The organism is Microbaculum marinisediminis, assembly GCF_025397915.1.
Taxonomy (GTDB): domain Bacteria; phylum Pseudomonadota; class Alphaproteobacteria; order Rhizobiales; family Tepidamorphaceae; genus Microbaculum; species Microbaculum marinisediminis.
Genome location: NZ_JALIDZ010000009.1, coordinates 1 through 26,665, shown reverse-complemented (window position 1 = coordinate 26,665; position 26,665 = coordinate 1). Strand labels below are relative to the sequence as shown.

At 64.6% G+C, this 26,665-nt stretch carries 30 protein-coding genes and 1 tRNA gene; 25 read left to right on the top strand and 6 right to left on the bottom strand.

Annotated features, from left to right (window positions below):
- The first annotated feature begins 122 nt into the window (after positions 1-122).
- The 21 genes from MUB46_RS18410 (at position 123) to MUB46_RS18310 (ending at position 17,521) form a co-directional block, all read left to right on the top strand.
- Positions 123-317: a hypothetical protein gene (locus MUB46_RS18410; protein WP_261617421.1), complete on the top strand. Its 195-nt coding sequence runs from the start codon at positions 123-125 to the stop codon at positions 315-317.
- Positions 317-3,247, top strand: a complete 2,931-nt coding sequence (locus MUB46_RS18405; protein WP_261617420.1) for a molybdopterin oxidoreductase family protein — start codon at positions 317-319, stop codon at positions 3,245-3,247. The genes MUB46_RS18410 and MUB46_RS18405 overlap by 1 nt, the downstream gene beginning before the upstream one ends.
- A complete protein-coding gene (locus MUB46_RS18400) occupies positions 3,244-3,978 on the top strand; it encodes a 4Fe-4S dicluster domain-containing protein (RefSeq protein ID WP_261617419.1) in 735 nt (244 codons plus the stop codon). Before MUB46_RS18405 ends, MUB46_RS18400 begins: the two co-directional genes overlap by 4 nt.
- Before the next feature lie 2 nt (positions 3,979-3,980).
- The gene (locus MUB46_RS18395; RefSeq protein WP_261617418.1) at positions 3,981-4,940 is read left to right on the top strand and encodes a dimethyl sulfoxide reductase anchor subunit family protein; all 960 of its coding nucleotides are present in this window, start codon (positions 3,981-3,983) and stop codon (positions 4,938-4,940) included.
- A 150-nt stretch (positions 4,941-5,090) separates the two neighbouring features.
- The gene (locus MUB46_RS18390; RefSeq protein WP_261617417.1) at positions 5,091-6,167 is read left to right on the top strand and encodes a lipoate--protein ligase; all 1,077 of its coding nucleotides are present in this window, start codon (positions 5,091-5,093) and stop codon (positions 6,165-6,167) included.
- A 1-nt stretch (position 6,168) separates the two neighbouring features.
- Entirely contained in the window at positions 6,169-6,978 is an 810-nt protein-coding gene (locus tag MUB46_RS18385) for a type 1 glutamine amidotransferase (protein WP_261617416.1), read from the top strand.
- 150 nt (positions 6,979-7,128) lie between these two features.
- Positions 7,129-7,509 (top strand): DsrE family protein, encoded by a 381-nt coding sequence (locus tag MUB46_RS18380; RefSeq protein ID WP_261617415.1) that lies wholly within the window; start codon positions 7,129-7,131, stop codon positions 7,507-7,509.
- Positions 7,510-7,534: 25 nt separating this feature from the next.
- Positions 7,535-8,287 (top strand): 4Fe-4S dicluster domain-containing protein, encoded by a 753-nt coding sequence (locus MUB46_RS18375; protein ID WP_261617414.1) that lies wholly within the window; start codon positions 7,535-7,537, stop codon positions 8,285-8,287.
- Positions 8,288-8,348: 61 nt separating this feature from the next.
- The gene (locus MUB46_RS18370) at positions 8,349-9,722 is read left to right on the top strand and encodes a heterodisulfide reductase-related iron-sulfur binding cluster (protein WP_261617413.1); all 1,374 of its coding nucleotides are present in this window, start codon (positions 8,349-8,351) and stop codon (positions 9,720-9,722) included.
- On the top strand, positions 9,719-10,771 hold the full coding sequence (locus tag MUB46_RS18365; RefSeq protein ID WP_261617412.1) for an FAD-dependent oxidoreductase: 1,053 nt from the start codon (positions 9,719-9,721) through the stop codon (positions 10,769-10,771). The genes MUB46_RS18370 and MUB46_RS18365 overlap by 4 nt, the downstream gene beginning before the upstream one ends.
- The gene (locus MUB46_RS18360; protein WP_261617411.1) at positions 10,771-11,643 is read left to right on the top strand and encodes a hypothetical protein; all 873 of its coding nucleotides are present in this window, start codon (positions 10,771-10,773) and stop codon (positions 11,641-11,643) included. Before MUB46_RS18365 ends, MUB46_RS18360 begins: the two co-directional genes overlap by 1 nt.
- A 10-nt stretch (positions 11,644-11,653) precedes the next feature.
- Positions 11,654-12,400, top strand: a complete 747-nt coding sequence (locus MUB46_RS18355; protein ID WP_261617410.1) for a 4Fe-4S dicluster domain-containing protein — start codon at positions 11,654-11,656, stop codon at positions 12,398-12,400.
- Positions 12,400-13,323 carry a CoB--CoM heterodisulfide reductase iron-sulfur subunit B family protein gene (locus MUB46_RS18350; RefSeq protein ID WP_261617409.1) on the top strand — a complete coding sequence of 308 codons (924 nt, stop codon included), beginning with the start codon at positions 12,400-12,402 and terminating at the stop codon, positions 13,321-13,323. Before MUB46_RS18355 ends, MUB46_RS18350 begins: the two co-directional genes overlap by 1 nt.
- 32 nt (positions 13,324-13,355) lie before the next feature.
- Positions 13,356-13,796 (top strand): hypothetical protein, encoded by a 441-nt coding sequence (locus MUB46_RS18345; RefSeq protein ID WP_261617408.1) that lies wholly within the window; start codon positions 13,356-13,358, stop codon positions 13,794-13,796.
- A gap of 16 nt (positions 13,797-13,812) precedes the next feature.
- Positions 13,813-14,250, top strand: a complete 438-nt coding sequence (locus MUB46_RS18340) for a biotin/lipoyl attachment domain-containing protein (protein WP_261617407.1) — start codon at positions 13,813-13,815, stop codon at positions 14,248-14,250.
- Positions 14,251-14,326: 76 nt separating this feature from the next.
- Complete coding sequence (dsrE2, locus tag MUB46_RS18335; RefSeq protein WP_261617406.1) at positions 14,327-14,839, top strand: sulfur carrier protein DsrE2; 513 nt, start codon at positions 14,327-14,329, stop codon at positions 14,837-14,839.
- Positions 14,840-14,878: 39 nt separating this feature from the next.
- Positions 14,879-15,106, top strand: coding sequence for a sulfurtransferase TusA family protein (locus tag MUB46_RS18330; protein WP_261617405.1), 228 nt, complete (start codon positions 14,879-14,881; stop codon positions 15,104-15,106).
- A 28-nt stretch (positions 15,107-15,134) separates the two neighbouring features.
- A complete protein-coding gene (locus MUB46_RS18325) occupies positions 15,135-15,530 on the top strand; it encodes a hypothetical protein (RefSeq protein ID WP_261617404.1) in 396 nt (131 codons plus the stop codon).
- Positions 15,531-15,552: 22 nt separating this feature from the next.
- Complete coding sequence (locus tag MUB46_RS18320) at positions 15,553-15,783, top strand: sulfurtransferase TusA family protein (RefSeq protein ID WP_261617403.1); 231 nt, start codon at positions 15,553-15,555, stop codon at positions 15,781-15,783.
- A 72-nt stretch (positions 15,784-15,855) separates the two neighbouring features.
- A complete protein-coding gene (locus MUB46_RS18315; protein WP_261617402.1) occupies positions 15,856-16,995 on the top strand; it encodes an NAD(P)/FAD-dependent oxidoreductase in 1,140 nt (379 codons plus the stop codon).
- Between the two features lie 10 nt (positions 16,996-17,005).
- Positions 17,006-17,521: a helical membrane plugin domain-containing protein gene (locus MUB46_RS18310; protein ID WP_261617401.1), complete on the top strand. Its 516-nt coding sequence runs from the start codon at positions 17,006-17,008 to the stop codon at positions 17,519-17,521.
- Between the two features lie 58 nt (positions 17,522-17,579).
- Here the strand turns inward: MUB46_RS18310 and MUB46_RS18305 are convergent, their stop codons facing one another.
- Together MUB46_RS18305 and MUB46_RS18300 are read right to left on the bottom strand one after the other, a co-directional pair.
- The gene (locus MUB46_RS18305; protein ID WP_315902760.1) at positions 17,580-18,278 is read right to left on the bottom strand and encodes a L,D-transpeptidase; all 699 of its coding nucleotides are present in this window, start codon (positions 18,276-18,278) and stop codon (positions 17,580-17,582) included.
- Positions 18,279-18,335: 57 nt separating this feature from the next.
- Complete coding sequence (locus MUB46_RS18300; protein ID WP_261617400.1) at positions 18,336-18,656, bottom strand: hypothetical protein; 321 nt, start codon at positions 18,654-18,656, stop codon at positions 18,336-18,338.
- Between the two features lie 249 nt (positions 18,657-18,905).
- On the opposite strand from MUB46_RS18300, the gene MUB46_RS18295 reads away from it, so the two are divergent.
- Positions 18,906-19,712, top strand: coding sequence for a DUF2189 domain-containing protein (locus tag MUB46_RS18295; protein WP_261617588.1), 807 nt, complete (start codon positions 18,906-18,908; stop codon positions 19,710-19,712).
- Between the two features lie 106 nt (positions 19,713-19,818).
- Here the strand turns inward: MUB46_RS18295 and MUB46_RS18290 are convergent, their stop codons facing one another.
- Positions 19,819-20,760 carry an NAD(P)H-dependent flavin oxidoreductase gene (locus tag MUB46_RS18290; protein WP_261617399.1) on the bottom strand — a complete coding sequence of 314 codons (942 nt, stop codon included), beginning with the start codon at positions 20,758-20,760 and terminating at the stop codon, positions 19,819-19,821.
- A 159-nt stretch (positions 20,761-20,919) separates the two neighbouring features.
- Here MUB46_RS18290 and MUB46_RS18285 point away from each other — a divergent pair, with 159 nt between their 5' ends.
- Positions 20,920-22,554, top strand: a complete 1,635-nt coding sequence (locus tag MUB46_RS18285; protein ID WP_261617398.1) for a GMC family oxidoreductase — start codon at positions 20,920-20,922, stop codon at positions 22,552-22,554.
- Positions 22,555-22,558: 4 nt separating this feature from the next.
- Here MUB46_RS18285 and MUB46_RS18280 read toward each other — a convergent pair whose 3' ends face one another.
- A complete protein-coding gene (locus MUB46_RS18280; protein ID WP_261617397.1) occupies positions 22,559-23,020 on the bottom strand; it encodes a protoglobin domain-containing protein in 462 nt (153 codons plus the stop codon).
- A gap of 474 nt (positions 23,021-23,494) precedes the next feature.
- Here MUB46_RS18280 and MUB46_RS18275 point away from each other — a divergent pair, with 474 nt between their 5' ends.
- Complete coding sequence (locus tag MUB46_RS18275) at positions 23,495-23,926, top strand: DUF3775 domain-containing protein (RefSeq protein WP_425256286.1); 432 nt, start codon at positions 23,495-23,497, stop codon at positions 23,924-23,926.
- Between the two features lie 40 nt (positions 23,927-23,966).
- Here MUB46_RS18275 and MUB46_RS18270 read toward each other — a convergent pair whose 3' ends face one another.
- Both MUB46_RS18270 and MUB46_RS18265 read right to left on the bottom strand, forming a co-directional pair.
- The gene (locus MUB46_RS18270; protein ID WP_261617396.1) at positions 23,967-24,812 is read right to left on the bottom strand and encodes an endo alpha-1,4 polygalactosaminidase; all 846 of its coding nucleotides are present in this window, start codon (positions 24,810-24,812) and stop codon (positions 23,967-23,969) included.
- A gap of 96 nt (positions 24,813-24,908) precedes the next feature.
- Positions 24,909-25,895, bottom strand: coding sequence for a CHAD domain-containing protein (locus tag MUB46_RS18265; protein ID WP_261617395.1), 987 nt, complete (start codon positions 25,893-25,895; stop codon positions 24,909-24,911).
- Positions 25,896-26,153: 258 nt separating this feature from the next.
- On the opposite strand from MUB46_RS18265, the gene MUB46_RS18260 reads away from it, so the two are divergent.
- A tRNA-Met gene (locus MUB46_RS18260) sits at positions 26,154-26,230 on the top strand.
- Positions 26,231-26,665 lie beyond the last annotated feature (435 nt).

The following is a 26,665-nucleotide window of genomic DNA, read 5'->3' as shown; positions in this document are numbered from 1 at the left end:
CATCGTCCAATGGGCGAAAGTCGATCAATCGATAATTTCGATGAAAAAGACAAAAATAATATGTTGGAACGATTATTTTAAACTTGGCACAGTGGCGGCTCGCTAACTGGACAAGAATCGAAATGAACGGCCAGACCAAGAAATCGTCCGAACCCGGCCTCCTGGAACGTGTTAAGAACTGGTTCCGTAGACCGCTGAAGAAAGCGCCCCCGGCGGGTGCCGAGCGCTATCACCCGGAGAAGCACTATATGCGCGGACCCGGACCGAAAACGCGCGCCAAAGAGCGCCTCGAAATGCGGATTGAGCCGCTGGCATAATGAGTTCTTCCTCCGCTGGAGCCAACAGCAGGGCTACGCAGGCTCCGCTGGCCGTTACCGCTGCGCCTGACGAAGGCGACGGCGTCGACACCTCGCCGCAGGTCGCCGACACGGTCGAGCGTACCACCTGCTACATGTGCGCCTGCCGATGCGGCATTCGCGTCCACCTGAAGGACGGCAAGGTCCGCTACATCGACGGCAACCGAGACCACCCGGTCAATCGCGGCGTGGTCTGCGGCAAGGGCTCGGCCGGCATCATGCAGCATTATTCGCCGGCCCGGCTGCGCGCCCCGCTGCTGCGCGTCGGCGAGCGCGGCAGCGGCGAGTTCAAGGAGATCAGCTGGGAGGAGGCGCTGGGGCTCGCCACCGAATGGCTCGGCGACGTGCGCAAGTCCGACCCGCGCCGGCTGGCTTTCTTCACCGGCCGCGACCAGTCGCAGTCGCTCACCGGCTGGTGGGCGATCCAGTACGGCACCCCGAACTACGCCGCGCACGGCGGTTTCTGCTCGGTCAACATGGCTGCCGCCGGTCTCTACACGTTCGGCGGCTCGTTCTGGGAGTTCGGCGAGCCTGACTGGGACCACACCCGCTATTTCCTGCTGTTCGGCGTTGCCGAGGACCACGCCTCCAATCCGATCAAGGTCGGCCTTGGCAAGCTCAAGGAGCGCGGCGCCAAGGTGGTGTCGATCAACCCCGTGCGCACCGGCTACAACGCCGTGGCCGACGAGTGGGTCGGCATCAAGCCGGGCACGGACGGCCTGTTCGTCGGCGCGCTCATCCACGAATTGCTGCGCACCCGCAAGATCGACCTCGACTATCTCGTACGCTATTCGAACGCCCCCTGGCTGGTGATCCAGGATCCCGGCGCTGCGGACGACGGGCTGATCGTGCGCGACGACAAGGACCGGCCGCTCGCATACGACACCACGACCAAGGCCTTTGTCACCGCCCGCAAGCCCGACATCGCCCCGGCCCTGCACGGCGAGTTCACCCTTGCCGACGGGCGCAAGGCGGTTCCGGTCTTCGAACTTCTCGCCAAGCGCTATCTGTCGGTCGACTACGCCCCCGAGCGGGCAGAACGCGAGACCGGCGTGGCGGCCGACACGATCCGGCGGATCGCCGCCGAACTCGCCGAGGCGGCCTTCGAGCAGGAGGTGGTGCTCGACATTCCGTGGACCGATATCTATGGCCGCCGCCATGACAAGATGGTTGGCCGCCCGGTCTCCATGCACGCGATGCGCGGCATCTCGGCGCATTCGAACGGTTTCCACACCTGCCGGCTGATCCACATCCTGCAGATCCTGCTCGGCACCATCGATAGCCCCGGCGGCTTCCGCTACAAGGCGCCGTATCCCAAGTGCATCCCGCCGCGCCTGAAGCCGCGCGGCAAGCCCGGCGAGGTTCTCCCCGACGAGCCGCTCGGCGGCCCGCATCTCGGCTTTCCGACCGGCCCCGAAGACCTGCTGATCGACCGCAACGGCCGCCCGCAGCGCATCGACAAGGCGTTCAGCTGGGACGCCCCGCTGTCGGCCCACGGTCTCATGCACATGGTCACCACGAACGCCGCGCTCGGGACGCCCTATCCGATCGAGGTCCTGTTTCTGTACATGGCCAACATGAGCTGGAACTCGGCGATGAACACCGCCGACACGCTCAAGCACCTGACCGACAAGGATCCCTGGACCGGCGCCTACAAGATCCCGCGCATCATCTATTCGGACGCCTACTACTCGGAGATGGTCGCCTACGCCGACCTGATCCTTCCCGACACCACCTATCTGGAGCGGTGGGACTGTATCTCGCTGCTCGACCGGCCGATCTCCGAGCCCGAGGGGCCGGCCGACGCGATCCGCCATCCGGTGGTCAAGCCGGACCGCGACGTGCGGCCGTTCCAGGAAGTGCTGATCGATCTCGGCGCGCGGCTGAAGCTGCCCGGCTTCGTCAACGAGGACGGCAGCCCGAAATATCCCGGCGGCTATCCCGACTACATCGTCAACCACGAGCGGCTGCCCGGGATCGGCCCGCTCGCCGGCTGGCGCGGCAAGGACGGCTCCGAGTTCGGAACCGGCGATCCGAATCCCGACCAGCTCGACCGCTACATCGAGAACGGCTCGTTCTGCGTCCATCATCTGAAGCCCGGCCAGCGCTACTTCAAGCACGCCAACGCCGAGTATCTGGACTGGGCGGTCTCGATGGGCTTCGTGCGGTCGGACGCGCGGCTGACCTTCGAGCTCTATTCGGAAACGCTGCAGAAGTTCCGTCTGGCGGCGCAGGGGCACGGCGAGGTGCAGCCGCCGGAGACGCATCGCGCCCGTGTGGAGACGCATTTCGATCCGCTGCCGTTCTGGTCGACCCCGCTCGAGCAGGAGACCGTCGATGCGGCCGAATTCCCGCTCTATGCCATCACCCAGCGGCCGATGGCGATGTATCATTCGTGGGGCTCGCAGAACGCCTGGCTGCGCCAGATCCACGGGTTCAATCGCCTGTTCATGAACCGAGACAGGGCGCTCGCGATGGGGCTTGCCGACGATGACTGGGTCTGGGTGTCGAGCCCGACCGGCCGCGTCAAGTGCCAGATCCAGCTGATGGATGGCTGCAACGCCGACACCGTGTGGACCTGGAACGCCATCGGCAAGCGCTCGGGCGCGTGGAACCTTGCCGACGACGCGCCGGAGGCAACCCGCGGCTTCCTGCTCAACCACCTGATCGCCGAGCTTCTGCCCGAGCGCGGTGGCGGCTACCGCTTCTCCAATTCCGATCCCGTCACCGGGCAGGCGGCCTGGTACGACCTGCGCGTCCGTATCGAAAAGGCCGCGCCCGAAGAGGCCGGCGATACGGCACCGCGCTACGAGCCGATCAGCCATGCCGTGCTGCCGGCGGCGCCCGAGGTCTCGACCTACGGCGCCCAGTTCCGGGAGCGGTCGAAATGACGTCCCTGCCGACAAGCACCGCGAAGAAGCTCGGCCTGGTGATCGATCTGGACACCTGCGTCGGCTGCCAGGCCTGCGTGACGAACTGCAAGGAATGGAACACCGGCGGCCACATGGCCCCGTTGACCGACGTCGAGCCCTACGGGGCCGAGCCGGACGGCGTCTGGTTCAACCGCGTCCACACCTTCGAGCACACCGCCGACGGCTGCGGCCGGACGGTGCATTTCCCGCGCTCGTGCCTGCACTGCGAGACGCCGGCCTGCGTCACCGTCTGCCCGACGGGTGCATCCTACAAGCGGACGTCCGACGGCATCGTGCTGGTCGACGAGGACAAGTGCATCGGCTGCAAGCTGTGCAGCTGGGCCTGCCCCTATGGCGCGCGCGAATTCGACACCCAGGTCGGGGTGATGAAGAAGTGCACGCTGTGTGTCGACCGGATCTACAACGACAACCTGCCTGAAACCGACCGCGTGCCGGCCTGCGTCGCCGCCTGCCCGGTCGGGGCGCGGCATTTCGGCGACCTCGGCGACCCGCAATCGCCGGTCTCCAAACTCGTCGAGGACCGCGAGGGTGTCGCGCTGATGCCCGAGCTCGGCTACGCGCCGACGAACCGCTACCTGCCGCCGCGCAAGAAGCAGCCGGCGGCTGCCGCGCCCGCGCCGGGCGAGCACGAACCGGACGCGTCGGCCAGCGGCTTCTTCGCGTGGGTCGACAAGGTGCTGTCGAGGTAGCCATGCATCCGGCATTCTCCGTCATCTTCTTCACCACATCGTCGGGCGCCGGCTACGGGCTCCTGGCGCTGATGGGACTGGGCGCGGCCGTCGGCCTGATGCCCGACAGCCGGGTTTTGGCGATCGTCGGCCTGGGCCTGGCGCTGGTGATGATCACCGCGGGTCTCCTGTCGTCGACCTTTCATCTCGGTCATCCCGAGCGGGCCTGGCGCGCCTTCTCGCAGTGGCGCTCCTCGTGGCTGTCGCGGGAGGGCATCAGCAGCGTCGTCACCTATGTTCCGGCGGTGGCCTTCGCCGGCGGCTGGGTCGTATTCGGTGTCGACGGGGCGGCGGTGCGAGTCGCCGGCCTGCTTGCCGCTGCCGGCGCGCTGGCGACCGTCTGCACCACGGCGATGATCTACGCTTCGCTGAAGCCCGTCCCCGACTGGTCGAACCGCTGGACGCTGCCGGTCTATCTGGCCTTTTCGCTGGCGACCGGAGCGATCCTGCTGAATGCGCTGCTGGCGCTGTTCGTCGGCTTCGTCCCGCTCGCTGCCTGGCTGGCCGTCGTGTTCATCGCGCTGGCCTGGGGGCTGAAGCTCTCGGCGTGGCGTCACAATGACGCGCTGGCGCTTCCCGATGCCGCCGCCGCGACCGGCCTGGGCGCGGGCGAGGTGCGCTCGGTCGAGTGGCCGCATTCGCAGGCGAACTATGTCCTGAAGGAGATGGGCTACCGGGTGGCCCGCAAGCATGCGGCCAAGCTGCGCCGCTACGCCCAGGTGCTGGCCTTCGCCCTGCCGCTCGCCGCGGTCCTGCTGGGCCTTCTCGCCGGAGGCGGCAATGCTGTCGTGCCCGTGGCGACGGCCGTGCTCGCGATCGTCGCCATGGTTCCGGGCCTTCTCACCGAGCGCTGGTTGTTCTTTGCCGAAGCGCGACATATCTCAACGCTTTACTACGGATATCAGCACGCGCGCATGACTTGAACGGAGGAACAGGCTTTCAGGCACCGTGAAGAGTGCCGCGGTCGAAACGTCGATGATGGTTTCTACCTCGATTACGATCCGATACGCTTCAAGCGAGTGTGGTGCCTGTCGGCGAACTGAGACAGGCGTCGGGTCATTTCGGAGGTAGGAATGCGGCTTCGCGTCATAGATTTCGGATCGGTTTCCCCGCTACGCAGCCAGGCGGGCTTTCACGGGATGGCAAAGGCGATGGGCCCGGACGACGATCCGGTCCTGACGTTGACCAACCCGGATGATCCCTATGTCTGCGTCGGGCTGCATCAGGAGATCGCCAAGGAAGTCGACGAGGATTTCTGCAAGGCCAACAGCCTGCCGATCTTCCGCCGCCGCATCGGTGGCGGCGCCGTCTATCTCGACACGAACCAGCTGTTCACGCACTTCATCTATCCGCGCAAGAAGGCGCCGGAATTCGCCGTAAACCTGTACCCGATGTTCATCGAGCCCGTGGTGCGGACCTACCAGGATCTCGGCGTCAATGCGGTGTACCGCCCGGTCAACGACATCCAGGTCGACGGCCGCAAGATCGGCGGCACCGGCGCCGCCTCGATCGGCGAGGCGACGGTGATGGCCGGCAGCTTCATGTACGACTTCGACACCGCCAACATGGCGCGCTGCCTGAAGGTTCCCTCCGAGAAGTTCCGGGACAAGCTGAAGACGACGCTCGACGACTACATGACGACGATGGTCAAGCAGCTCGACGAGGTGCCGGACCGCGCGCATCTGATCACCCTGTTCCTCAAGCATTGCGCCGGGGCGCTCGGCGTGACGCCGGAAATGTCCGAGCCGACGGAAGCCGAGATGAAGGCCATCGAGGAAGAGGAGAGGGCGCTTTCCGATCCCGAGTGGACCTACAAGCAGGGCCGCAAATTCGTCGACATGGGGGTCAAGATTTCCGCCGGCATGCACCTGACCGAGAGCGCCCACAAGGCACCGGGCGGCATGATCCGCGTGCACCTGCTCGAGCGCGACGACAAGATCGCCGACCTGATGATCTCCGGCGACTTCACCTGCCTGCCACCCGGCGGCATCGACCGGCTGGCCGAACGGCTTGTCGGCGAGAATCTGGACTTCGATGGTCTCGCCGCGGCGGCCGCCAGCGGCTTCGAGGAGATCGGCATCGAGATGCCGGGCGTCGAGCCCGCCGACATCGCCACGACCGTCATGGCGGCCAAGGAGGCATCGACCTGACATGACCTGCGGACCGGCCCTTCAGTTCACCTTGAAGAAGCTCGCCTCGGCCACCGGCGAGGCGGTCGAGGAGGAGCGCTCGCCGTTCTTCACCGCACCGATGAAGACAATCTGCGTCCTCCAGCATACCGAGACCGAGTATCTCGGCCTGATGGAGGACCATCTGGAGGCCCGTTCGGTCCGCTTCCTCTATTCCCGTCCGTTTACCGCCGGCGGCAAGATTCCGCCGGACGCCGAAGGGTTCGACGGCCTGGTGGTGCTCGGCGCCGGTCCGCTCGGCGTCGTCAGCGGCAACCTGATGCCGAGCCTCGGCCCCGAGCTGCGCCTGATCGGCGATTTCCTCGAGCGTGGTCTGCCGGTGATTGGCGTCGGTCTCGGCGCGGTCATGGTCGCCACGGCGGCCGGAGGCGGCGCCGAGGAAGCGCCGCTGCGTTTCACCGTGTCCACGGCCCATCGCAAGGTAGACGACGCCCTGAAGGGATTTCTGCCGGAGTCGTTTCCGGTTGGGGTCTACATGCGCGACCGTCCGGTGCTGCCGGAAGGGGGGACGGTATTGGCCGCGGGCGACGACGGCGAGCCTCTGGTCTTCCAGATCGGCGACAACGTCTTCGGGTTCGTCGGCCACCCCGGCCTCAAGTCGGCCATGGTCGAGGACCTGATCATGGAATTCGAGGAGTGCCCCGACAATACCGCGCAGACGCTCGAACGTTTGCGCGAAGCGCAGCCGCAGATCGCCGGGGCGCTGACCCCGATCATGGTCGGCCTCGTGATGAGCGCCGAATGGATGTCGGAACAAGGGCTTGGGCAATAAATGCGATTGCCCGGATTACGGGTCGTAATTTCCTTGCGTTGAACGCATTCAAAAATTAGAATATGAAAATAAGTATAGGTTAGGAAGCATATCGACCACCGCGTCGGGAAGGTCGAAGTCGGGACAGCCACAAGGAGAGGTGTACTGTAAATGGCGAGCAAGCTCATCATCGTAATGGTCAACACGGATCCTCGCAACGGCGAGGAACTCGGTGCGCCCTTCTTCCAGGCGACCGTTGCCGCGGCCATGGACTACGAGGTCGACGTCGTCTGCACCGCGACCGCTGGCCAGCTCATGAAGAAGGGCGTGGCCGAGAAGCTGTACGTTAAGGAAGGCTCTCCGAAGACGGTCTACGAGTTCATCAAGGACGCCCATGATGCCGGCGTGAAGTTCTATTGCTGCTCGCCGAACCTCGATCTCTTCGACATGACCGAAGACGACCTGATCCCCGAATGCGAAGGCATTGTCGGCGGTGCCAAGGTCATCGAGGACATCATGGAGGACGACGACGCTAAGGTGCTGACCTACTAAGGCGCCAGACCAGGGAGCACGCGCTATGCACGCGACAGGCGAACGCAATCCCGTAGGCGATCCGGTATCGGAACATCCCGTGATGCCCAGGGAGGATCTCGAGGAGATCTTCGAGGACATCCGCTCGCACATGCTGTACGACCACGAGTTACACGGCTGCCTGAACTGCGGCATCTGCACCGCCACATGCCCGGCCGCGTTCTACTACGACTACTCGCCGCGCGAGATCGTCCAGCTTCTCTGGACCGAGAACCTCGAGGGCGTCTACGACGCCATGCAGGAGAAGATCTGGGCCTGCGCCCAGTGCTACACCTGCGCCGCCCGCTGCCCCTTCGAGAACTCGCCCGGGGGCCTCGTCATGATCATGCGCGAGGTGGCGATCAAGCACGGCATGCAGTCGGCCAAGGACGTGCTGCGGCCGTTCTCGCGGGTGCTGCTGAAGGTCATCTCGACCGGCAATCAGCTCGCCCCCAACATGATCACCCGCGAGGCATTCCCGGACTGGGGCCCGGACGTCTCTAAGGTCGAGGCGCCGCTCAACATCCTGCGCAAGGCGATCCCCGTGCCGACCATGCACACCATGGATACGGCCTGGGAAGTGAACCTCAAGACCTCGGTCGAGCTCTATTCGATCTGGGAGGCGACGGGCGTCCTCGACCAACTCGAGATCGTCGACGAGAACCTGTTCGACGTCGTCTCCGACGTCATGGACGAGAAGCGCGACGAATACGAGGAATGGCTCGAGGAACAGGAAGAAGACGAGGACGAGGACGCGTAGTCCCCCGGATTTCGCCGGAACAACCGTACGCGTCGGCGCCCATGAGCAATTGGAGGAGAAATTGGACAACTCAGATACCGAAAATACGGCCTACAAGGGTTTCGGTTCCGACTGGAAGCCGTCCAATCTGACGCCTGACGAGGCCCAGCAGGCCACCTCCTGGGTGGAGGCCCGCATCAACAAGCGCTCGATGCTCACCAAGAAGGATCGCGTCGAGGACATCCGCGACGCGATGTGGCAGCTCGAGAAGGACGGCGAGATCCTCGTCCACCGTGTCGACGAACGGCACGCCCCGGTCATGGCCAAGACGCTGTACGGCTGGGACAAGAAGATCCCCACCAACAACCTTTGGCACCACAAGTCGTGCGGCCAGTGCGGCAACATCCCCGGCTATCCGTCGAGCGTGATGTGGCTGATGAACGAGATGGGCATCAACTATCTCGACGAGACCGACCAGACCTCCTGCACGGCCTGGAACTATCACGGCTCCGGCATCGGCAACGTGGTCAGCCTCGCCGCAGTCTTCCTGCGCAACTTCCACCAGGCCTACGTCTCGGCGAAGGCGCAGGGCCTGGACATGGGCACCTACTACCCGCTGGTCCATTGCGGCACCTCCTTCGGCAACTACAAGGAGATGCGCATCTTCCTCATGCACTCCGCGGAGCTGCGCGAGGAGGTGAAGAAGATCCTCGGCAAGCTCGGCCGCCTTGTCGACGGCAAGCTGCTGATCCCCGAGGAAATCGTCCACTACTCCGAGTGGCTGCACGTGATGCGCCACCGCATGCAGGAGCGTCAGAAGATCGACGTGTCCGGCGTCCGCGCGACGATCCATCCCGCCTGCCACGTCTACAAGATGGTGCCGGAGGACGTGATCTACGACGACACCGTGCTGAACGGTGACCGCGTCGCCGTCTCCACCGGTCTGATGGAGACGCTCGGCGCCGAGGTCGTCGACTACTCGACCTGGTACGACTGCTGCGGCTTCGGCTTCCGCCACATCATCGGCGAGCGCGAGTTCACCCGCTCCTTCGCCATCGACCGCAAGATCAAGGTGGCCGTCGAGGAAGCCCAAGCCGACGTGATGATCGGCCACGACACCGGCTGCATCACCACCCTCGACAAGAACCAGTGGATCGGCAAGGCCGTCGACAAGGTCTACGCCCTGCCGATCATGGCGGACTGCCAGTTCGCCGCGCTGGCGCTCGGCGCCCACCCCTACAAGCTCGCACAGCTTCACTGGCACGCTTCGCCCTTCGAGCAACTGCTGGAGAAGCTCGGCATCGACTGGGAGAAGGCCAAGGCCGAGTTCGAAAGCTACCTGGAAGAGGTCAAGGCCGGCAGGATCGAGACACTGTACGATCCCAAGCGCGCCATCACCTCCGGTCCGGGCTACGTCAAGCCGAAGGCGCTCGCCGCTTCGGGAGGAGATGAATGAGCAAGCCAGTTCTTATCGTCGGCGGTGGTCCCGCCGGTCTGTCCGCCGCCCAGTCGCTGGCCGCGGCCGGGCAGTCGGTGGTGATGGTCGACAAGGCCGAGTTCCTGGGCGGCGCGCCGATCCAGTCGGGCTACGCCAAGCTCGTCCCCTCCGGGCTGTGGGCGAAGGATGCGATCGGCGGCATGGTCTCCCGCGTCGAGGGCGACGGCAACGTCACGGTCCATCTCAACACGACGGTGAAGACCTTTGCCGGCGAGCCCGGCGACTTCACCGCGACCCTGTCCGATGGGACCGAGGTGAAGGCCGGCGCGACCATCCTGGCCACCGGGTTCACCCATTTCGACTCCGTCAACAAGCCGGAATGGGGCTTCGGCACTTATCCCGACGTGGTCACGACCACCCAGGTCGAGCAGATGATCTCGTCCGGCAAAGGCGTGCGTTGCCCCTCCGATGGCCGCAAGCCAGATCGCGTCGCGATCCTGCTCTGCGTCGGCTCGCGCGATCGCCAGATCGGCCGCGAGTGGTGCTCGAAGATCTGCTGCACGGTGTCCTCCAATCTCGCCATGGAGATCCGCGAGGAGCTACCGCAGTGCAACGTCTACATCTACTACATGGATATCCGTACCTTCGGCCTCTACGAGGACCTCTACTACTGGCAGAGCCAGGAGGAGCATAAGGTCAAGTACATCAAGGCGCGCATCGCCGAGGTGACGTCGGACGGCAAGCGGCTGATCGTCAAGGGCGAGGACACCCTGGTCAAACGCCCGATCACCATTCCCTTCGACATGGTGGTGCACGCCATCGGCATGGACCCGAACGTCGACAACATGACGCTGTCGGCCATCTTCGACGTCAAGCTGGAGAAGCACGGCCACATCGAGAAGGCGTCGGCCTATTCGTCGATGTCGCACACCTCGCGTCCGGGCGTCTTCGTCGCCGGCGCCGCGACGGGGCCGGAGACGATCGACGACTCCATCGCCCAGGGGCAATCGGCCGCCATGGCGGCGCTGACGCTTGCGCACACCCCCGTTCGCGAGGCAGCCGAGTAATGTGGCCGATCGGCGCAGTCAGGCCCAAGGCCCCGGCGCCGTCCGGCCCCGTTCTCGATCTGTCGGGGCCGGTGCTCCGGCGCGCGTTCGAGCATCTGGCCGAGTCCGCCGAGGACACCGGTGGCGTCGAGCGCTACGTCGGCGCGTTGGCGCTGAAGGCCTCGCTCTTCGAGGAGGTGCTAGGCAAGGGCAAGGTCGCGGAGCTGACCGAGCCGGAGTTCTACGATCTCGCCGCCTTCATAACCCCGGCCCGCCGCCGTATCGGCGCCTGGCTTGGAAGGCATGGTTTCGCCGACATGCGCCAGCGGCTGGAAGCATTGCTCGAGGGGTGGTCCGACGTCTCCACGACCGACGATCGCATGGCCGCCTTCATCAAGGGGTTCCCGGCCGATCGCGAGCATCGCTGGGTCCGCGATCTTGCCGCCGAGGTGCTGCACTTCACCGCGCCGCAGCGCTATCCGCTGATGACGCGCTGGATGTGGGACGCCCGGGTCAACACCGGAGTTCTGCGCGAGATCTGGTTCTCCAACGACGGCCGCGAGGCCGGCAATATCGACGTGGCGGACGATTTCGCCACGTTCCGGGTGCTGCGCGAGGAGCTGGAAGGCTTCCTGCACGACAACGGCGTGTTCCGCGAGCTGCCGTTCTACATGGACCTGCTCTGCGCACACGTCTACGCGGACTACATAAACGATAAGGGCAGTCAGTTTCTGCGGGCCGATTTCTGCGGCACCGCCAAGACGGATGCCATGGCGCACACGCGCCGCCTGCTCGGCCTCGACGCGGTCGATACCGAGTCCGGCCGCACCCGCCTGAAACTGATCGACGGCGAAGCCTACGTGCTGGGCGAGCCGCGCCGGCTGACAAGCTGAGGAAACGCTAATGCCGATCCATGAGAAATCACTGATCAGGCCGGAAAATCTGGTCACCCACGAACATCTGGAGCTCGACGGCATCGATGTCTCCGGTCACTGGTCGACCTTCATCGAAAGCCGTGAGATCACCGATTACAACGAGGCGCTGCAGGACGAGATCGCCGCGCTTCCCGGCGGCGAATTCATCCATCGTTGCTGGCAATGCGGCTCGTGCACCAACGCCTGCACCGTCAACGCCCTCAACCCGGACTTCAACCCGCGCTACTGGATCTACCTGATCCGCATGGGGTTCGAGGACGAGCTGGTGCGCGACAAGGACATCATCTGGCAGTGCGTGTCCTGCAACAAATGCACCTATGCCTGCCCCCGCGACGTCTTCCCGGAAGGGGTCATGAAAGCGACCTCGCACTGGCTGGAGCTCAAGGGCTACACCCCGAAGTCGCCGGCGATGGTGTTCGACGAGGAGTTTTCGTCGCAGGTCTTCGCCACCGGCAAGATCGAGGACGGCAAGGTGCTGCGGCGGTTCTTCGCGCGCACCGGGCAGTCCCTGTTCCAGGACTGGCTTATCGCCTTGGTCCGCGGCCTGCTGACGCAGTTGCCGGTCAGCCTGCTGATGAAGATGGGCCTCGCCTCGGTGTTCCATCCGCGCACCCGCAACTGGGACGCGGCGAGCGCAGCGATCGCCGAATATGTCACCGAGCGCAAGGAAGCCGACCGGCGCGCACTCGGTCTCGATACTCAGGGAGCGGAATGATGACTGGCAAGCACAAGAAGGTCGCCTATTACCCGGGCTGCGCGCTTGAGGGCACCGGCCACGCCTACAACCGCTCCACCAAGGCGGTCGGCAAGGCCCTGGACCTCGATCTGGTCGAGCTGAAGAACTGGAACTGTTGCGGCGCGATGGAGGTCAAGAACATCGATCCCAAGCTGCAGACCTATCTGTCGGCGCGCAATCTCACGATCGCCGAGGATATGGGCTTCGACACGGTGATGGCGCCCTGCAACGGCTGCTATCACAACCTCAAGAAGGCCGAGTACGACCTGGCGAACGACGAAGGCTCGCGCGAGGTGACTGAGCGCCTTTCCTCGAAAGCGGGCCACAAGACCTACGAGGCCGGCAAGGTCGAGACGATCCACGCCCTCGACTGGATCAAGGACTCGATTGGCGAAGAGGGCATCAAGGCGCGGGTGAAGAACTCGCTGAAAGGCCTGAAGGTCGCCAACTACTACGGCTGCATGTACACGCGCCCCAGGCACATCTTCCCCGAGAAGGACAAGGGGCCGGGCTCGGAATCGACGCTGCAGCCGCATTTCATGGACGACATTCTCGCCGCCGCTGGCGCCGAGAACGTCGACTATCCGCTGAAGACGGCCTGCTGCGGCGGCGCGCACACGCTATCGGATTCCGACACCTCGACAAAGCTCGTGCTCAACCTGCTGACCACGGCCGAGGCATGCGGCGCCGACGTGATCGCCACCGAGTGCCCGACCTGCCATACGGGCCTGGAGATGCATCAGGTCCGCGCCGAGAAGGTGCTCGGCCGCAAGACCAGCGTGAAGATCCTCTACTTCACCCAGCTCCTGGGCATCGCGCTGGGGCTGTCCCAGCGTCAGGTCGGCGTGCAGGAGAATTTCTCCGACGCAACCGACCTGTTGCACGAGAAGGGGCTCGTGTGATGGGACACGCCGCCCTGCCGACCTTTGACGCCATGTCGGAGCGCATCGATTGGTTCCTCGATGCGCCGGACGGGATATTGGCCGCCGACGCGCCCGAACTCGCCGACGAGCTGTTGGCGATCGGCGAAGCGGTTCTCGAACGCTGGCTGGTGGCGCACGACCGCGAGCCGACCGACGCGCAGGTCGAGGGCTTCCGCCTCTTGGCGCTGCACCGTCAGGCGGCAAAGGGCGATCCGAGCTTCAACGCCTGCCGGGAGTCCTGCCGCGAACTCGTCTATCACCGCAATCTCGTAAAGGACGATCCCTCCGCCGAGGATGTCGTTCGAAATCTGCGTTTCGGTGCTATGGTGGCGCGTCATCTGATATTATTTATTGGCGGTAAGCTGGAAAATTCCGGGCTCGGCGAGTTCTGCTGCTCGTCGCGGCCGTTGCGCCAAGATGAAACGGCGCAAGGCAGCGCCCGGCACTTATGAACTCAAGGAGCGACTAATGGCTACTGTACGCGGCTGCGATCTCCCCGACGATCTTCTCTACGACGTCGACAACAACATCTGGTACCGCGACAATGGCGACGGCACGCTGACGCTCGGCATGACCGCCGTCGCCTCGGCGATGGCCGGCGAGCTCGTCGCCTTCACGCCCAAGAAGGCGGGCCGCACGGTGAAGGCCGGCAAGTCCTGCGCCACCATCGAGTCGGGCAAGTGGGTCGGCCCCGCCAAGATCGCCTTCGATGCGGATGTGATCGAGGTCAATGAAGATCTCAGCTCCAACCCCAAGATGGCCAATGCCGATCCCTACGGCGGCGGCTGGCTGGTGAAGGTGAAGCCCGCCGAACCGGGCGCAGCCGACGGTCTGACGCCGGGAAGCGCGGTCGAGGGCCCCTACGAAGCGAAGATGGCGGCCGACGAGTTCGCCGGTTGCGCCTAGACCTTAGGATCCGGCCGGGCAGGGGATGGTCTCCGGGCCCGGTTCGTGAGGCGAAAACAGACAGGAGGACGGCATCGTGAGCACGCAAACCGCAGGTGCCGATTTGGCAAATAACAAGAGCATGTCGATCATCGTGACCAAAGGGTCGCTCGACTGGGCCTACCCTCCGTTCATTCTGGGGACGACGGCCGCGGCGATGGGCCTGAATGTGACGATGTTCTTCACCTTCTACGGCCTCGCCCTTCTGAAGAAGAAGCTAAACCTCGGCGTGACGCCGCTGGGCAATCCCGCGATGGAAATGCCGATGATGGGCATGCATATCGGGATGCCGAACATCGCCTCGGCCATTCCCGGTGTCGACTCGGCGGCGACGGTGATGATGAAGAATCTTATCAAGAAGAAGGGCGTCGCCTCGATCGAGGAACTGCGCGAGATGGCCATTGAGGCCGACGTCAACATGATCGCCTGTCAGATGACCATGGATCTGTTCGAGTACACCAAGGACGACATGATCGAAGGTCCGGTTCTCGGTGGCGCCGCCACCTATATCGAGACGGCGACCAAGAGCGATATCAACCTGTTCATCTGAACGACAACAAATTCACAGTAGTATCGGAGAAGAACCCCCATGGCCGACCAGGTACTCGACGTCAAAGGTCTGAACTGCCCGCTGCCCATTCTGCGCGCCAAGAAGACGCTCAAGGACATGCCCGCGGGCGCGACCCTCGAAGTCATCGCGACCGATCCCGGCGCGGTGAAGGACTTCGAAGCCTTCTGCCGCACGACCGGCAACGAGCTCTTGGAGTCCAAGGAAGAGGGCGGCAGCTTCACCTTCGTCATCAAGCACACCGCCTGATTTCGGCGGCGGGACAGGGAGCAGGTCGATGACGCAACCGCTATACATCCTGCTTTGCTCCGGCGAGCACGAGAAGGTGCAGATGGCTGCGATGATGGCGTCCGTCGGAGCCGTTTCCGAGCGTCCCGTCGAGGTGTTCGTCTCCATGAACGCCATGTTCGCCTTCGAGAAGGGCGCGGACCCCGACAAGCGCTACCAGGGCGGTGCGTTCTCCGCGCTTCTGAAGGAAAAGAAGGCGCCTGACGCCGTCATGCTGTTTCAGCAGGGCAAGGATCTCGGCGATTTGAAGATGTGGGCCTGTTCCATGGCGCTCGACGTCAAGGGATGGGAGCTGGACCGGCTCGAGGACGGCCTGTTCGACGGCGCGCTCGGCCTCACCAAGTTCCTGTCGGACGCCGAAAACGGCCAGTTCATTACGTTGTAAGGAAAGAAGAAGGCTCGTCCGGATGGCTCAGAGAACCAAGATCGACGCGCGCGGCGCCTATTGTCCTGGCCCGCTTATGGAGCTCATCGCGGCGCTGAAGCTGGTCGAGATCGGCGACGAGATCGAGGTCCTGTCGAGCGACAAGGGGTCTGCAGACGACATCCCTGAATGGGTCAACAAGGTGAAGCACGAGATGGTCGGTGTGGACAAGGAGGGCGACCACTGGTCGATCGTCGTGCGTAAGGCCAAGTAAGCTTCGAGACGGCTCCACGGGATCGCGCCATTGTGGCGCGGCGGGAGGGATGCCGATTGGGGAGGGAAAACCATGGCTAAGAAAATACTGATTGTCGGCGGAGGCCTCGCCGGCACGATTGTGGCCAACGGCCTGTGCCGACAGCTTCACGAGGAAATGTCCTCGGGCGCCGTCTCCATCACCATGCTGGGGACGTCCGACACCCACATGTACCAGCCGGGCCTCTTGTACATTCCGTTCGGCCGCATGCGCGAGGCAGAGCTGTTCCGCCCGCAGCGCAAGGTGCTGAACCGCAAGGTCCCCTACCATATCGATCCGGCCAAGCACATCGATGTCGAGAACAAGGCGGTCACGACCGAATCCGGCAAGACCTACGACTACGACTACCTTGTGATCGCGACCGGGTCGCGCATTCGTCCCGACAACATTCCCGGCATGGTCGAGGGCGGCCACTGGTTCTACGATCTCGACGGCGCCCGCAAGCTGCGGGAGGCGCTCGACGACTTCCAGGGCGGCAAGATCGTCCTCAACGTCAACGTGCCGCACAAGTGCCCCGTGGCGCCGCTCGAAGTCACCTTCATGTTGAAGGACTTCCTCGAGTCCAAGGGCGTGCTCGACAACAGCGAGATCACCTACACCTATCCAATCGGCCGGCTGCACACGCTGGAGCCCGTCGCCGCCTGGGCGGTGCCCGAGTTCGAGAAGCACGGGATCAAGTCGGAGACGTTCTTCAACACCAAGGACGTCGACCCCGCCGCCAAGACGATCACGTCCGAAGAGGGCACGACGCTTCCCTACGACCTGCTCATCACCATTCCGCCGCACACCGGCCAGCAGGTCATCCTCGATTCCGATCTCGGCGCCGGCGGCTGGGTGCCCACCGAGCGCAATACGCTTCTGCGCGAAGGCTCCTCCGACGTCTTCATTTGCGGCGATACCACCAATCTGCCGATCTCGAAAGCCGGCTCGACCGCGCATTTCGAGGCTGACACGATCATCGACAACCTGACCTCGCTCATCAAGGAAGGTCGCTGGGCGCGCCACTACGACGGCAAGGTCTTCTGCTTCGTCGAGACGGGCCTGAACACGGGCACCTATGTATGGTTCAACTATACGACGCCGCCCAATCCGGGCCCGCCGTCGCAGATGATCCACTGGTTCAAGCTCGCCTATAACCGACTTTATTGGCTGTCGGCCCGCGGCTTGCTGTGAGGAGGCGACGATGACCGACTCAAACAACCCGCCAGCCGACGAAATGGCGCGGCTGACGCTGGCCATACGCGAAGCCCTCACCGACTCGATGGTCGAGCGGCTCGCGATCACCGGCGGCAGCGCCTTCGAGCTGGTCGACCGGCTCAACGACGAGCAGACAAGCGAGGCCGTTCACGGCCTACTCGACCGGCTCACCGAGCTGCACAAGGTCGGGGCCCTCGACACCCTGTTCGAGCTCGTGCTGTTGATGCACGCTGCCCGGAACGCCTCGACCGACAATATCGTCGAGCGGATGTTCATGTTCTTCGAGCAGATGATCAACACCGTCGGCAACGAGGCGATGGGAACGCTGGCCGAGAACACCCGTGAGGCACTGGAGGAGGCGGCCGAAGAGGCTGCCCGCAAGCCGGCGAAAGGGGGCATGCTCGCAACCGTCTCGATGCTGTCGAAGCCCGAGGCGCAGAAGAGCCTGGCCTTCCTGCTGGCCTTCTCGGAAAAGCTGCAGCAGCGCGCCGCGAACGCCTAGGCACTCGCGGCTTTGCCAACGAATGAGACGGCCGGGCGGTGTTCCCCCCGGCCGTTTTTCATGCCAGCGCGCCCGGCGTCTGCGAGGTCCGTACGACCACGCGCGCGCCGTTCGGCACGCGGTCGTGGAGGTCGATGATGTCCTGGTTGAGCAGCCGGATGCATCCCGACGAGACCGCCTTGCCGATGGTCCACGCTTCCGGCGAGCCGTGGATCCGGTAGAGCGTGTCCTCGCCGTTCTGGAACAGATAGAGCGCACGGGCGCCCAGCGGATTCGTCGGCCCGGGCGGATAGCTGCCGTTCGCAGCGGAATACTGCTCGAGCTCGGGCTCGCGCGCGATCATCTCGGCGGGGGGCGTCCATTTCGGCCAGCGCCGCTTGTACTGGACCTTGGCCTCGCCGGCCCACTCGAACCCCGCCTTGCCGACGCCGATGCCGTAGCGCATCGCCGTGCCGCTCGGCTCGACGAAATGCAGATAGAACGCGTCCGGATCGACGACGATGGTGCCCGGTGCTTCACCGGTCGGATCGGGAACCCGCTGGCGCCAGTAGCGCTTCGGGACGACGTTGGCCGGAACGGCCTCGATCGGAAACTGTTCGTCGTTCACCGCGGCATAGTAGAGCGGCATCGTCGGGGCGATGGGACTGAGAGAAGCTGCGGAATCCGCGGTAGGGGTCATGCAGCCGGCAAGCCCGCCGGAAAGGCCCGTTGCCGCCATGACCCCGCCAGCCCTGAGCAGGCTGCGACGTGTCAACATGATGTACTCCTGTCTGATCGGATGGAAGTTGCAACGAGAGCGTTGCGGGCTTGGGGATCAGACCAATCTGGGTGGGTCGAGAAGGCCCGTCGGCCGGAAGGACTTGCACCAGCGTCCCAGGGACATGGTGGTGCGCAACGACGGTTTTGACGTCCAGGCTTCCGGTACGGGGATCAGCACCGCGAACCCGATGCTGCACGGACCAGGGGCGAGGCCCGTCAGGGCACGCGTGCAGCGGGTCTTGGCGTGCTTCTTCGCAGATGCCGGCTTCGCGCCCGTCCGATGCAGGACGGGCACGCCTCCGGCTTCCGTCGCCAGGGAGATGGCGGCGGCGCCGGCGTGTGCCGGGAGGGCTGCGAACAGTAGCGCGAGGCCCATGAGAAGAAGACCGGAAAATCCATTCATGTTGCGCTGCATATAAGCGGGGTGTGGCGAAAGCAAGGATCGTTGGCGGCGATCGGAATGCTTCACGGCGTTGTGTTGCAAATTGGCCCGAAACGGAAACAGCGGGGCGCACCTTGGCCTCGTGCGGATCCCGATGCAGAATAGCGTTCGGGTGACGATTGGCGACGGCAATGATCGCCGCACCCGGAGGAAACCACAGGAGGGAACGAGGGGTTGGCTTACGTGGCAGCCGAGCCCGCGGAAGCGGGCGATGTGGCGACGGCACGCAAGGCCGTGCCGACCATCAACACAATAACCCTTGCCGATGTCGGGGCATCGCTCGGCGATGGACTGCGCGACCTGCAGCGGGCGCCCGCCTGCGGCATTGCCATCGGTGCGTTCTACGCTGTCGGCGGAATGGTGATCTATCTGCTCACCAGTTGGGCCGGGCTGTTCTACCTGACCTATCCTATGGCGGCAGGCTTTGCGCTTCTGGGCCCTTTCGCCGCGATCGCGCTCTACGAGGTCAGTCGTCGGCTGGAGACGGGCGAGCCGCGATCGCTCGGCCGGGTCTTCGGTGTCGTCACGGGGGCGGGGGGGCGCAGCCTCGGCTGGATGCCGATGCTCAACCTGTTCGTGTTCTTCATCTGGATCGACGTGGCCGCCGCGATCTATCTCGGTTTCTTCGGCCTGCGCCGGTTCGATCTGGTGAGTCTCGTCACCGAGGCGCTGACCACGCCGCACGGTCTGCTCTTCCTCGTGATCGGCAACGCTATCGGGGCGGTTTTCGCGGTGCTCGTGTTCACGACGACCGTGGTCGGCTATCCGCTGCTCCTCGATCGCGACACCGACTTCGTCACAGCCATCGTCACCAGCTGGAAGGCGGTTCGCGCCAACCCGCTGCCGATGCTGTCCTATGGCATGATCGTCGGGGTGCTGACCTTTCTCGCAATCCTGCCGGCCTTGCTCGGCCTGATCATCGTCCTTCCCGTCCTCGGCCATGCTACCTGGCACCTCTACCGGCGCGTGGTGAGCTGGCCCGAGCCCTGAGTGCGGGGTGCACGTCCGCGCCTTTATCGCGCTTTCCCGCAAAAGCCGGAACCGGCGCCGGGCTGCGAAGGGGGAAAGGACTGCTGGTCCGGGGCAGGGCGTCCGGCTAGCCGGTCCGGCCCATTGCCTCCCGGTAGTCGCTGGCAAGCTGTGCGCACAGATCGGCGGCCGAGGGAATGTCGTGGATCAGCCCCACGCCCTGGCCGGCCGACCAGATGTTCTTCCAGGCCCGGAACTCGTGCTGGCCGACCTCGATTTCGCCGGGCGGCGGCAGGTTGTCGGGATCGAGCCCGGCCGCCTCTATGCTCGGGCGCAGGAAGTTGGCGTTCACACCGCTGATCGACGGCGTGTAGACGATGTCGGCGGCGCGGGCGTCCAGCAGCATCTGCTGGTAGACCTCGGGCGCCATGCTCTCCTTCGTCGCGATGAAGCGCGTGCCGAAATAGCCCATGTCCGCGCCGATCATGCGCGCGGCGGCGACATGGGCGCCTGTCGACAGGGCGCCGGACAGGATCACCGTGCCGTCGAACATGCGCTTGATCTCCGGCACCAGGGCGAAGGGGCTCATCGTCCCCGCGTGGCCGCCGGCCCCCGCGCACACCGCGATGATACCGTCGACGCCGGCCTCCGCCGCCTTCTCGGCGTGGCGCAGATTGATGACGTCGTGGAACACGAGACCGCCATACGCGTGGACCGCGTCGACCACGTCGCGTACCGCCCCGAGCGAGGTGATCACCAGCGGCACCTTGTGCTCGACGGTGATCTTCAGATCCGCTTCCACCCGCGTGTTCGATCGGTGGACGATCAGGTTCACGCCGTAGGGGGCCGGGCCCGGCCGGTCGCCGCAATCCGCCGTTGCCAGCCGCTCCTCGATCACTCTGAGCCAGTCCGCGTAACCTTCGCTGGTGCGCTGGTTGAGCGCCGGAAAGGTTCCGACGATCCCTGCCCGGCAGGTCTCGACCACGAGGTCGGGGCCGGAAACCAGAAACATCGGCGCGGCGATGGCGGGGACGGCGAGGCGCCCCTCGAAGGATTTCGGCAATGGCATGCAGCATCCGTCCGGATTTTCTGACACGGGAGTGAAGTGCAACGCACCTTTACCCGACCCCGCCGGCCCGCGACAACGCTTCACAGGGCGATTTCGGGCAATATAGTCGGGAGGAACAGCAGTCGCCGGTTTCCGGAGTACAGCAAGGAGACTCCCGAATTGCCCGTTGACCCATCGAGTGCGTCGTCCATCGGCACCTTCGATTACATCATCGTCGGTGCCGGGTCCGCCGGCTGCGTGCTGGCCAATCGCCTGTCCGCCGATCCGCGCAACCGCGTTCTGGTGCTCGAGGGCGGCGGACTCGACAACTGGATCTGGTTCCATATCCCCGTCGGCTACCTGTTCGCCATCGGCAATCCGCGCTCCGACTGGATGTTCCGGACCGCCGAGGAGCCCGGCCTCAACGCCCGCTCGCTGGCCTATCCGCGCGGCAAGGTGATCGGCGGCTGTTCGGCGATCAACGCGATGATCTATATGCGTGGACAGTCGGCTGACTACGACGGCTGGCGCCAGCTGGGGCTGACCGGCTGGGGCTGGGACGATGTGCTTCCCTATTTCCTGAAGCACGAGGACCATGTCGATCCGCCCAACGGCATGCATCGGTCCGGCGGCGAATGGCGTGTCGAGCATCCGCGGGTGCACTGGGAAATCCTGGACCGGATCCGGGACGCGGCGGAACAGGCTGGGATCGCAAAGGTCGACGACTTCAATTCGGGTGACAACGAGGGCTGCGCCTATTTCCATGTGAACCAGAAGACGGGCCGGCGCTGGAGCGCGGCCCGCGGCTTTCTCAAGCCGGTCCTCAAGCGCCAGAACCTGCGGCTGGAAACGGGGGTGACGGTCGACCGCGTGCTGTTCGGGGGCAGGACGGCGGTCGGGGTCACGTTCGTGAAGGACGGCAGGCGCCTGGTCGCCCGCGCCGACGGGGAGGTGATCCTGTCGGCGGGCGCGGTCGCCTCGCCGGTGATCCTGGAGTCTTCGGGTATAGGCGATGGCGATCGGCTGAAGGCGCAGGGCATCGCGCCGGTCCACCATCTGCCCGGGGTGGGCGAGAACCTGCAGGATCACCTTCAGATCCGGCCGATCTACAAGGTGCGTGGCATCGAGACCCTGAACGACATCTACGCCAATCCGGTCCGGCGCGGGCTGATGGCGCTCGACTACGCTCTGCGCCGCAAGGGGCCGCTGACGATGGCACCCTCGCAGATGGGCGCCTTCACCAGATCGTCGCCCGACTACGCCACCGCCAATATCGAGTTCCACTTCCAGCCGCTGTCGCTGGATGCCTGGGGCGAGGGATTGCACCCGTTCCCCGCCTTCACCGCGAGCGTCTGCAACCTGCGCCCGTCGAGCCGCGGCAGCGTCCATCTGAAGCGGGGCGGGGAGGGTGCCGCCCCCGACATCCGGCCGAACTATCTGTCGACCGACGAGGACCGGCGTGTCGCCGTCGACGGATTGCGCATGGCCCGCAGGATCGTCGCGCAGCCGGCGCTGCGGCCATATAGCCCGGAGGAATACAAGCCCGGCGCCCATGTCGAGGCCGACGAGGATCTGGTCACCGCCGCCGGCGATCTCGGCACCACGATCTTCCATCCGGTCGGCACCGCCAAGATGGGTGTCGACACCGACCCGATGGCGGTTCTCGACGAGCGCCTGCGGGTGCGCGGCGTCGCGGGCCTGCGCGTTATCGACGCTTCGGCGATGCCCCGTATCACATCGGGCAATACCAATTCGCCGACGATGATGATCGCCGAGAAGGGCGCAGAGATGATCGCCCGGGACTCGAAGGGCTAAGGCACTACAGGACCTCGGCGCTGTAGGGCGCCATCGCATGCATCATGTCGATGGCGATCGCTTTCGTTACCGCCTCGACCATCTCGGCCGAATGCGCCCGATCTTCGCCCGGGATACCGCAGATCGCGCCGCTCAGGAGCGACAGGATCTTCAGATAGGACAGGACGTAGAGGTCTTGCGGCAGGCCGATTTCCAGGTGCCGGATGGCAATCCGGCGCGCCGTGTTCTCGTAGCACTCGTCGAAATTGCCCTGGAACATCTGGTGCCAGTGGCCTTTCTGCCGCTTCTTCAGGTCTTCGCGCCGCACGCCATAGGCTTCCGGTCCGGAGCCGATTTTGTCGAGGGCGCTGTAAAATTCGTCGAGGATGGTATCGAGCCGCGGTCCAACGACGTCATACGCTTCATGCAGCCACTTGCGGTCTTTTTCGGTGAAATCGAGAAACGCGATGCCGGTAGAAGACTCCATCCATTCCCCCAGGACGTCTTGTTTGTCTTGCTGGGCTGGATCGTGCATTGGTATTATTAATATTCTCTTGGGCGGCATTTAGGTATTCACAATATCAATATTAAATAAAATGCGGCCCCATTGTTGTCATTCGCGATCTGAGTGTGCAGGCGCGAAACTAAGAGCCATTTCCGCCGTTCATCGGTGGCCGGAGGCCGTCAGGGTGGCGTTTTTTCACCATCTGGTCGAATCTGCGGCTTCATGGATAACGGCCGGCGCCGGAAGGGGGCCTGGTCCTTCGCACTTGATGCGCGCCGCGGCAAGTCGCCCCTCATCGACGCCGGACCGGTGTCGCGGAGCGATCAGGTAGTCCGTCCTCAAGTCGCACTTGAAGGCATCGCCTCGATTGACCTCCCGCAAGGCGGCTGGCATGGATTGGTGTATCGAACCCTGGCGGTCGGCGATAACGACCACCCCCAATCCGGAGTGCCCGCCATGGCCCCTGATCCAGCTTCGATGCCAGAACTGTCGATCTCGGCGGAAACCGTCTGTTTCCTGATCGTGAAGGCGCGCGAGTTCGACGCGAAGGATCAGGTCAGCGAACCCGATCCGGGATCTAATGCCGCCGACGACCACATGATCTCGGTGCTCGAGGACCACGGCGACGACCCGAGCGTCCAGGAGATCACGCAGACGATCGACGCGCTCGACGTCGACGAGCAGGTCGATCTGGTCACGCTCGCCTGGCTCGGGCGCGGCGACTACACGGTGGCCGATTGGGCCGAATTGCGCGACGAGGCCGCCGGCGCCCACAACAACCGGACCGCGTCCTACCTGCTCGGCATGCCGCTGCTGCCGGACCACCTCGAAGAGGGCCTGTCGATGCTCGGCATGTCCTGCGAGGAATTCGAGATGGGACGGCTCTAGGACCCACCGTTCCAGGGCGCACGGCCGAGGCTCGCGGCGCCTAGGGGCATCGTTGGACGCTCTTGTTGAGATCGAGGGACTTGACGATCAGCGAGATGTCGGCCGCGTCCGTCGTGGCGCAGACCGCGTCCAGGTCGAACGGCATTCCCTCGTCCGACCAGGCTTCGGGGTATTCGGCGTCGAAGACCGGCTTGCCGGCGGCGCGATAGACGGCCGCGTCGCCGCAGAAATCATACAGCGCGCAATCTTCCAGAAGCAGGGCGCCGAAATGGCGCTGTAGCCTGCTGGCAAGTTCGGTTGCGTTCTTTTGGATCGGTACGAGGCCGACACGCTTGGCCTTGCGGGCAAGGGCGCGCGCATAGCGGACCGCATGACGCTTGCGGATCTTGAACCCGGTACGGTTGGCATAGCCGTCGAGATTGTCGAACTCGATCATGTCGAAGCCCTTGGACCGGCAGCGCTTCATGCGCTTGACCATCAGCGGCAGGAACACCTTGTGGCGGGCGAAATTCAGCCAGCGCTCGCCCGGCCAGTCTGGGTACTTCCTGCCGATGATGGGGGGATTGCCCCTGCGGCGCTGCTGGCGATCGAGCTTCCGGAACGCCCCGCGATCCGGCCGCCAGTTTTCAAGCGTGCCCGCGGAGATGTAGCAGATCGTCGTCGTCCCGTTTGCCTTCGCCGCGGCGACGAAATCCGCCGGCGTGTCGAACGCGTCGGTATCGAGATAGTCGACCGCTGGCGGCGGCGACGGCAGGCGACCGCTCAGGATCCAGTCCCAGGTGAGTGAAGAATCGGCGCGGGCCCCGGACGAAAGGCCAAGGCACGCCAGGGCAAGCAGGAGAACGCGGGCCCCCGGGACGAGGGCAGGCGGGATACGGTCGATCATCGGCGGTCCTTTCGCACGCGGCACACGAGCGTAGCGACGAATCTGCCGTAACGATAGCTCCTGGTCCCGATGGGCGGTTGAACCCGCGCGGCGCCGTCACGGCGCGTCCCTGCGGGTCCGCGCGGCCGTCCACCACGTTGTCAGATGGTCCGAGACGAGCGAGGGGGGATCGCAAAAGAGCAGGGCCCGACGATAGCAGGCCCGATGGACCCGGCGGGCGCGCAGGACTGTGATCGAGTCCAGGAACGGCTCCGGGGTCTCCAGGCCTTCGAAACCGCCCTCCGCGGCGCGGATGCGCGATTCCAATAGAACCAGGTCGTTGTGCTGGCCGAGATCCTCGCGCAGGTCCTGCAGCTCGCGCACCGTCGCTTTCAGGACGCGCGGCCACAGGCTGGAGAACAGATCCATCTGGTATCGCCAGTGGATGACCCGCTTGCGCGCCTCGTGCAGATCGACGGGCAGGCGGGTGTCGAGACCAAGCTGCAGCCGTCGGCGCGCGGTCTTGTATGTCGTGGTCAGTCCGTCGACATAGGGATCGGCGTCGTCGGGCAACGTCCAGGCGCGGACTGTCTCGCGGCACGGCCCGAGCAATTTGGCGACGTCGCGCGACGCCGCGCGGATGACGGCGTCGCTGGCGGCTTGGCGCCGTTCCGCATCGGCGGCCTTGCGGAGAACCGCGATATTCGGCCGTTTGCGCCGATGAGCGAAGTACGCTTCCACCTGGTCGATGGCGTCGTGCAGCGCCACGCTGTCGCGCGCGCCGGACAGGGTGCGGGCCGCATCGCGGGCCTGGACGTTCAAGGCGCGGTAATCCTCGCCGATGAGCGAACGCAGGAGGCGCAGGTAGCTGCGGAACGCCTTGAGGTTCTTGCGGGCGTCGTGCACCGCCTCATGGATGTTGCCCTTCCTGGAGGACAGCCGGGCGACGGCATCCTTGAGCAACTCGTCCATGACGCTGCGGACGTCCTTGCCGACCGCGCGCGCGACGTCGACTTTGGCCTTCAACGCCCGGCCCGCCGTGGTTGTCTCGAGGCGACCGACACCGCATCGGCGCTCGATCGAGGCCACGGGTCGCCAGCGCATGTGTAGAGTTCCAACACCCGCAAGGTCTTTGTCTCCCCCAATTATTTTCGCAGGGCGCCAGTCGTATCGATGCATTCTATGACGTGATTGTGTCGGGAAAACCGCGGCAAATCGAGGCTTTCGCGATTTATCCACCCCCGGTTTGATCAAAGTGTCACGGGGGTTTGCAATTCGCCGATGGGATTGCTACATAAGCGCCACGGCCGGTCGCGGTCGTTCTCAGACAACGATCCGGTCAAACGTCCGGCTCGTCCCTGTCGCGGGGTGGAGCAGCCCGGTAGCTCGTCAGGCTCATAACCTGAAGGTCGCAGGTTCAAATCCTGCCCCCGCAACCAATCTTATCAAGGGCTTAACCCATATGCGGGTTGAGCCTTTTTTATTGTGTCCGCATAGTGTCCGTAAAAAGGGCGTTCTGTCTCGGATGCCGTGCGACGGCGGTTCGCAAGAGCGGGACTTGTCTACCAGCTTTCAAAGCTCTGCAGATATCTGCCGCATTGAGTTTTCGTTGGCTATGAAGCTCCCTCAGATACGCGGCCAACTAGTAGCGCTAGGCCCTGCGTTTTGTCCGCGTTGCGGAGAGTTCCAAAGACCGGCAACAAGCAAGCGGGCTACCGCTTCACCCAGTGTGGCTTTGGCATCCGAGAATAGATTTCCCGGCGCGGGGCCTCGTGCCAGCTGGTCTGCTCCCCGGAAAGTGGCCATTGGTCTAAGTTAGAGTTCGGCTCCAAAACTGGAGCTGAGAATGCCGAGAAAGCGCTATTCCCCTGAAG

What these genes read in the sequence shown, in the direction of transcription:
- MUB46_RS18410 (WP_261617421.1), top strand. Translation starts at nt 123, where the DNA reads ATGAACGGCCAGACCAAGAAATCGTCCGAACCCGGCCTCCTGGAACGT.
- MUB46_RS18405 (WP_261617420.1), top strand. Translation starts at nt 317, where the DNA reads ATGAGTTCTTCCTCCGCTGGAGCCAACAGCAGGGCTACGCAGGCTCCG.
- MUB46_RS18400 (WP_261617419.1), top strand. Translation starts at nt 3,244, where the DNA reads ATGACGTCCCTGCCGACAAGCACCGCGAAGAAGCTCGGCCTGGTGATC.
- MUB46_RS18395 (WP_261617418.1), top strand. Translation starts at nt 3,981, where the DNA reads ATGCATCCGGCATTCTCCGTCATCTTCTTCACCACATCGTCGGGCGCC.
- MUB46_RS18390 (WP_261617417.1), top strand. Translation starts at nt 5,091, where the DNA reads ATGCGGCTTCGCGTCATAGATTTCGGATCGGTTTCCCCGCTACGCAGC.
- MUB46_RS18385 (WP_261617416.1), top strand. Translation starts at nt 6,169, where the DNA reads ATGACCTGCGGACCGGCCCTTCAGTTCACCTTGAAGAAGCTCGCCTCG.
- MUB46_RS18380 (WP_261617415.1), top strand. Translation starts at nt 7,129, where the DNA reads ATGGCGAGCAAGCTCATCATCGTAATGGTCAACACGGATCCTCGCAAC.
- MUB46_RS18375 (WP_261617414.1), top strand. Translation starts at nt 7,535, where the DNA reads ATGCACGCGACAGGCGAACGCAATCCCGTAGGCGATCCGGTATCGGAA.
- MUB46_RS18365 (WP_261617412.1), top strand. Translation starts at nt 9,719, where the DNA reads ATGAGCAAGCCAGTTCTTATCGTCGGCGGTGGTCCCGCCGGTCTGTCC.
- MUB46_RS18360 (WP_261617411.1), top strand. Translation starts at nt 10,771, where the DNA reads ATGTGGCCGATCGGCGCAGTCAGGCCCAAGGCCCCGGCGCCGTCCGGC.
- MUB46_RS18355 (WP_261617410.1), top strand. Translation starts at nt 11,654, where the DNA reads ATGCCGATCCATGAGAAATCACTGATCAGGCCGGAAAATCTGGTCACC.
- MUB46_RS18350 (WP_261617409.1), top strand. Translation starts at nt 12,400, where the DNA reads ATGACTGGCAAGCACAAGAAGGTCGCCTATTACCCGGGCTGCGCGCTT.
- MUB46_RS18345 (WP_261617408.1), top strand. Translation starts at nt 13,356, where the DNA reads ATGTCGGAGCGCATCGATTGGTTCCTCGATGCGCCGGACGGGATATTG.
- MUB46_RS18340 (WP_261617407.1), top strand. Translation starts at nt 13,813, where the DNA reads ATGGCTACTGTACGCGGCTGCGATCTCCCCGACGATCTTCTCTACGAC.
- MUB46_RS18330 (WP_261617405.1), top strand. Translation starts at nt 14,879, where the DNA reads ATGGCCGACCAGGTACTCGACGTCAAAGGTCTGAACTGCCCGCTGCCC.
- MUB46_RS18325 (WP_261617404.1), top strand. Translation starts at nt 15,135, where the DNA reads ATGACGCAACCGCTATACATCCTGCTTTGCTCCGGCGAGCACGAGAAG.
- MUB46_RS18320 (WP_261617403.1), top strand. Translation starts at nt 15,553, where the DNA reads ATGGCTCAGAGAACCAAGATCGACGCGCGCGGCGCCTATTGTCCTGGC.
- MUB46_RS18315 (WP_261617402.1), top strand. Translation starts at nt 15,856, where the DNA reads ATGGCTAAGAAAATACTGATTGTCGGCGGAGGCCTCGCCGGCACGATT.
- MUB46_RS18310 (WP_261617401.1), top strand. Translation starts at nt 17,006, where the DNA reads ATGACCGACTCAAACAACCCGCCAGCCGACGAAATGGCGCGGCTGACG.
- MUB46_RS18305 (WP_315902760.1), bottom strand. Translation starts at nt 18,278, where the DNA reads ATGTTGACACGTCGCAGCCTGCTCAGGGCTGGCGGGGTCATGGCGGCA.
- MUB46_RS18300 (WP_261617400.1), bottom strand. Translation starts at nt 18,656, where the DNA reads ATGGGCCTCGCGCTACTGTTCGCAGCCCTCCCGGCACACGCCGGCGCC.
- MUB46_RS18290 (WP_261617399.1), bottom strand. Translation starts at nt 20,760, where the DNA reads ATGCCATTGCCGAAATCCTTCGAGGGGCGCCTCGCCGTCCCCGCCATC.
- MUB46_RS18280 (WP_261617397.1), bottom strand. Translation starts at nt 23,020, where the DNA reads ATGGAGTCTTCTACCGGCATCGCGTTTCTCGATTTCACCGAAAAAGAC.
- MUB46_RS18275 (WP_425256286.1), top strand. Translation starts at nt 23,495, where the DNA reads ATGGCCCCTGATCCAGCTTCGATGCCAGAACTGTCGATCTCGGCGGAA.
- MUB46_RS18270 (WP_261617396.1), bottom strand. Translation starts at nt 24,812, where the DNA reads ATGATCGACCGTATCCCGCCTGCCCTCGTCCCGGGGGCCCGCGTTCTC.
- MUB46_RS18265 (WP_261617395.1), bottom strand. Translation starts at nt 25,895, where the DNA reads ATGCGCTGGCGACCCGTGGCCTCGATCGAGCGCCGATGCGGTGTCGGT.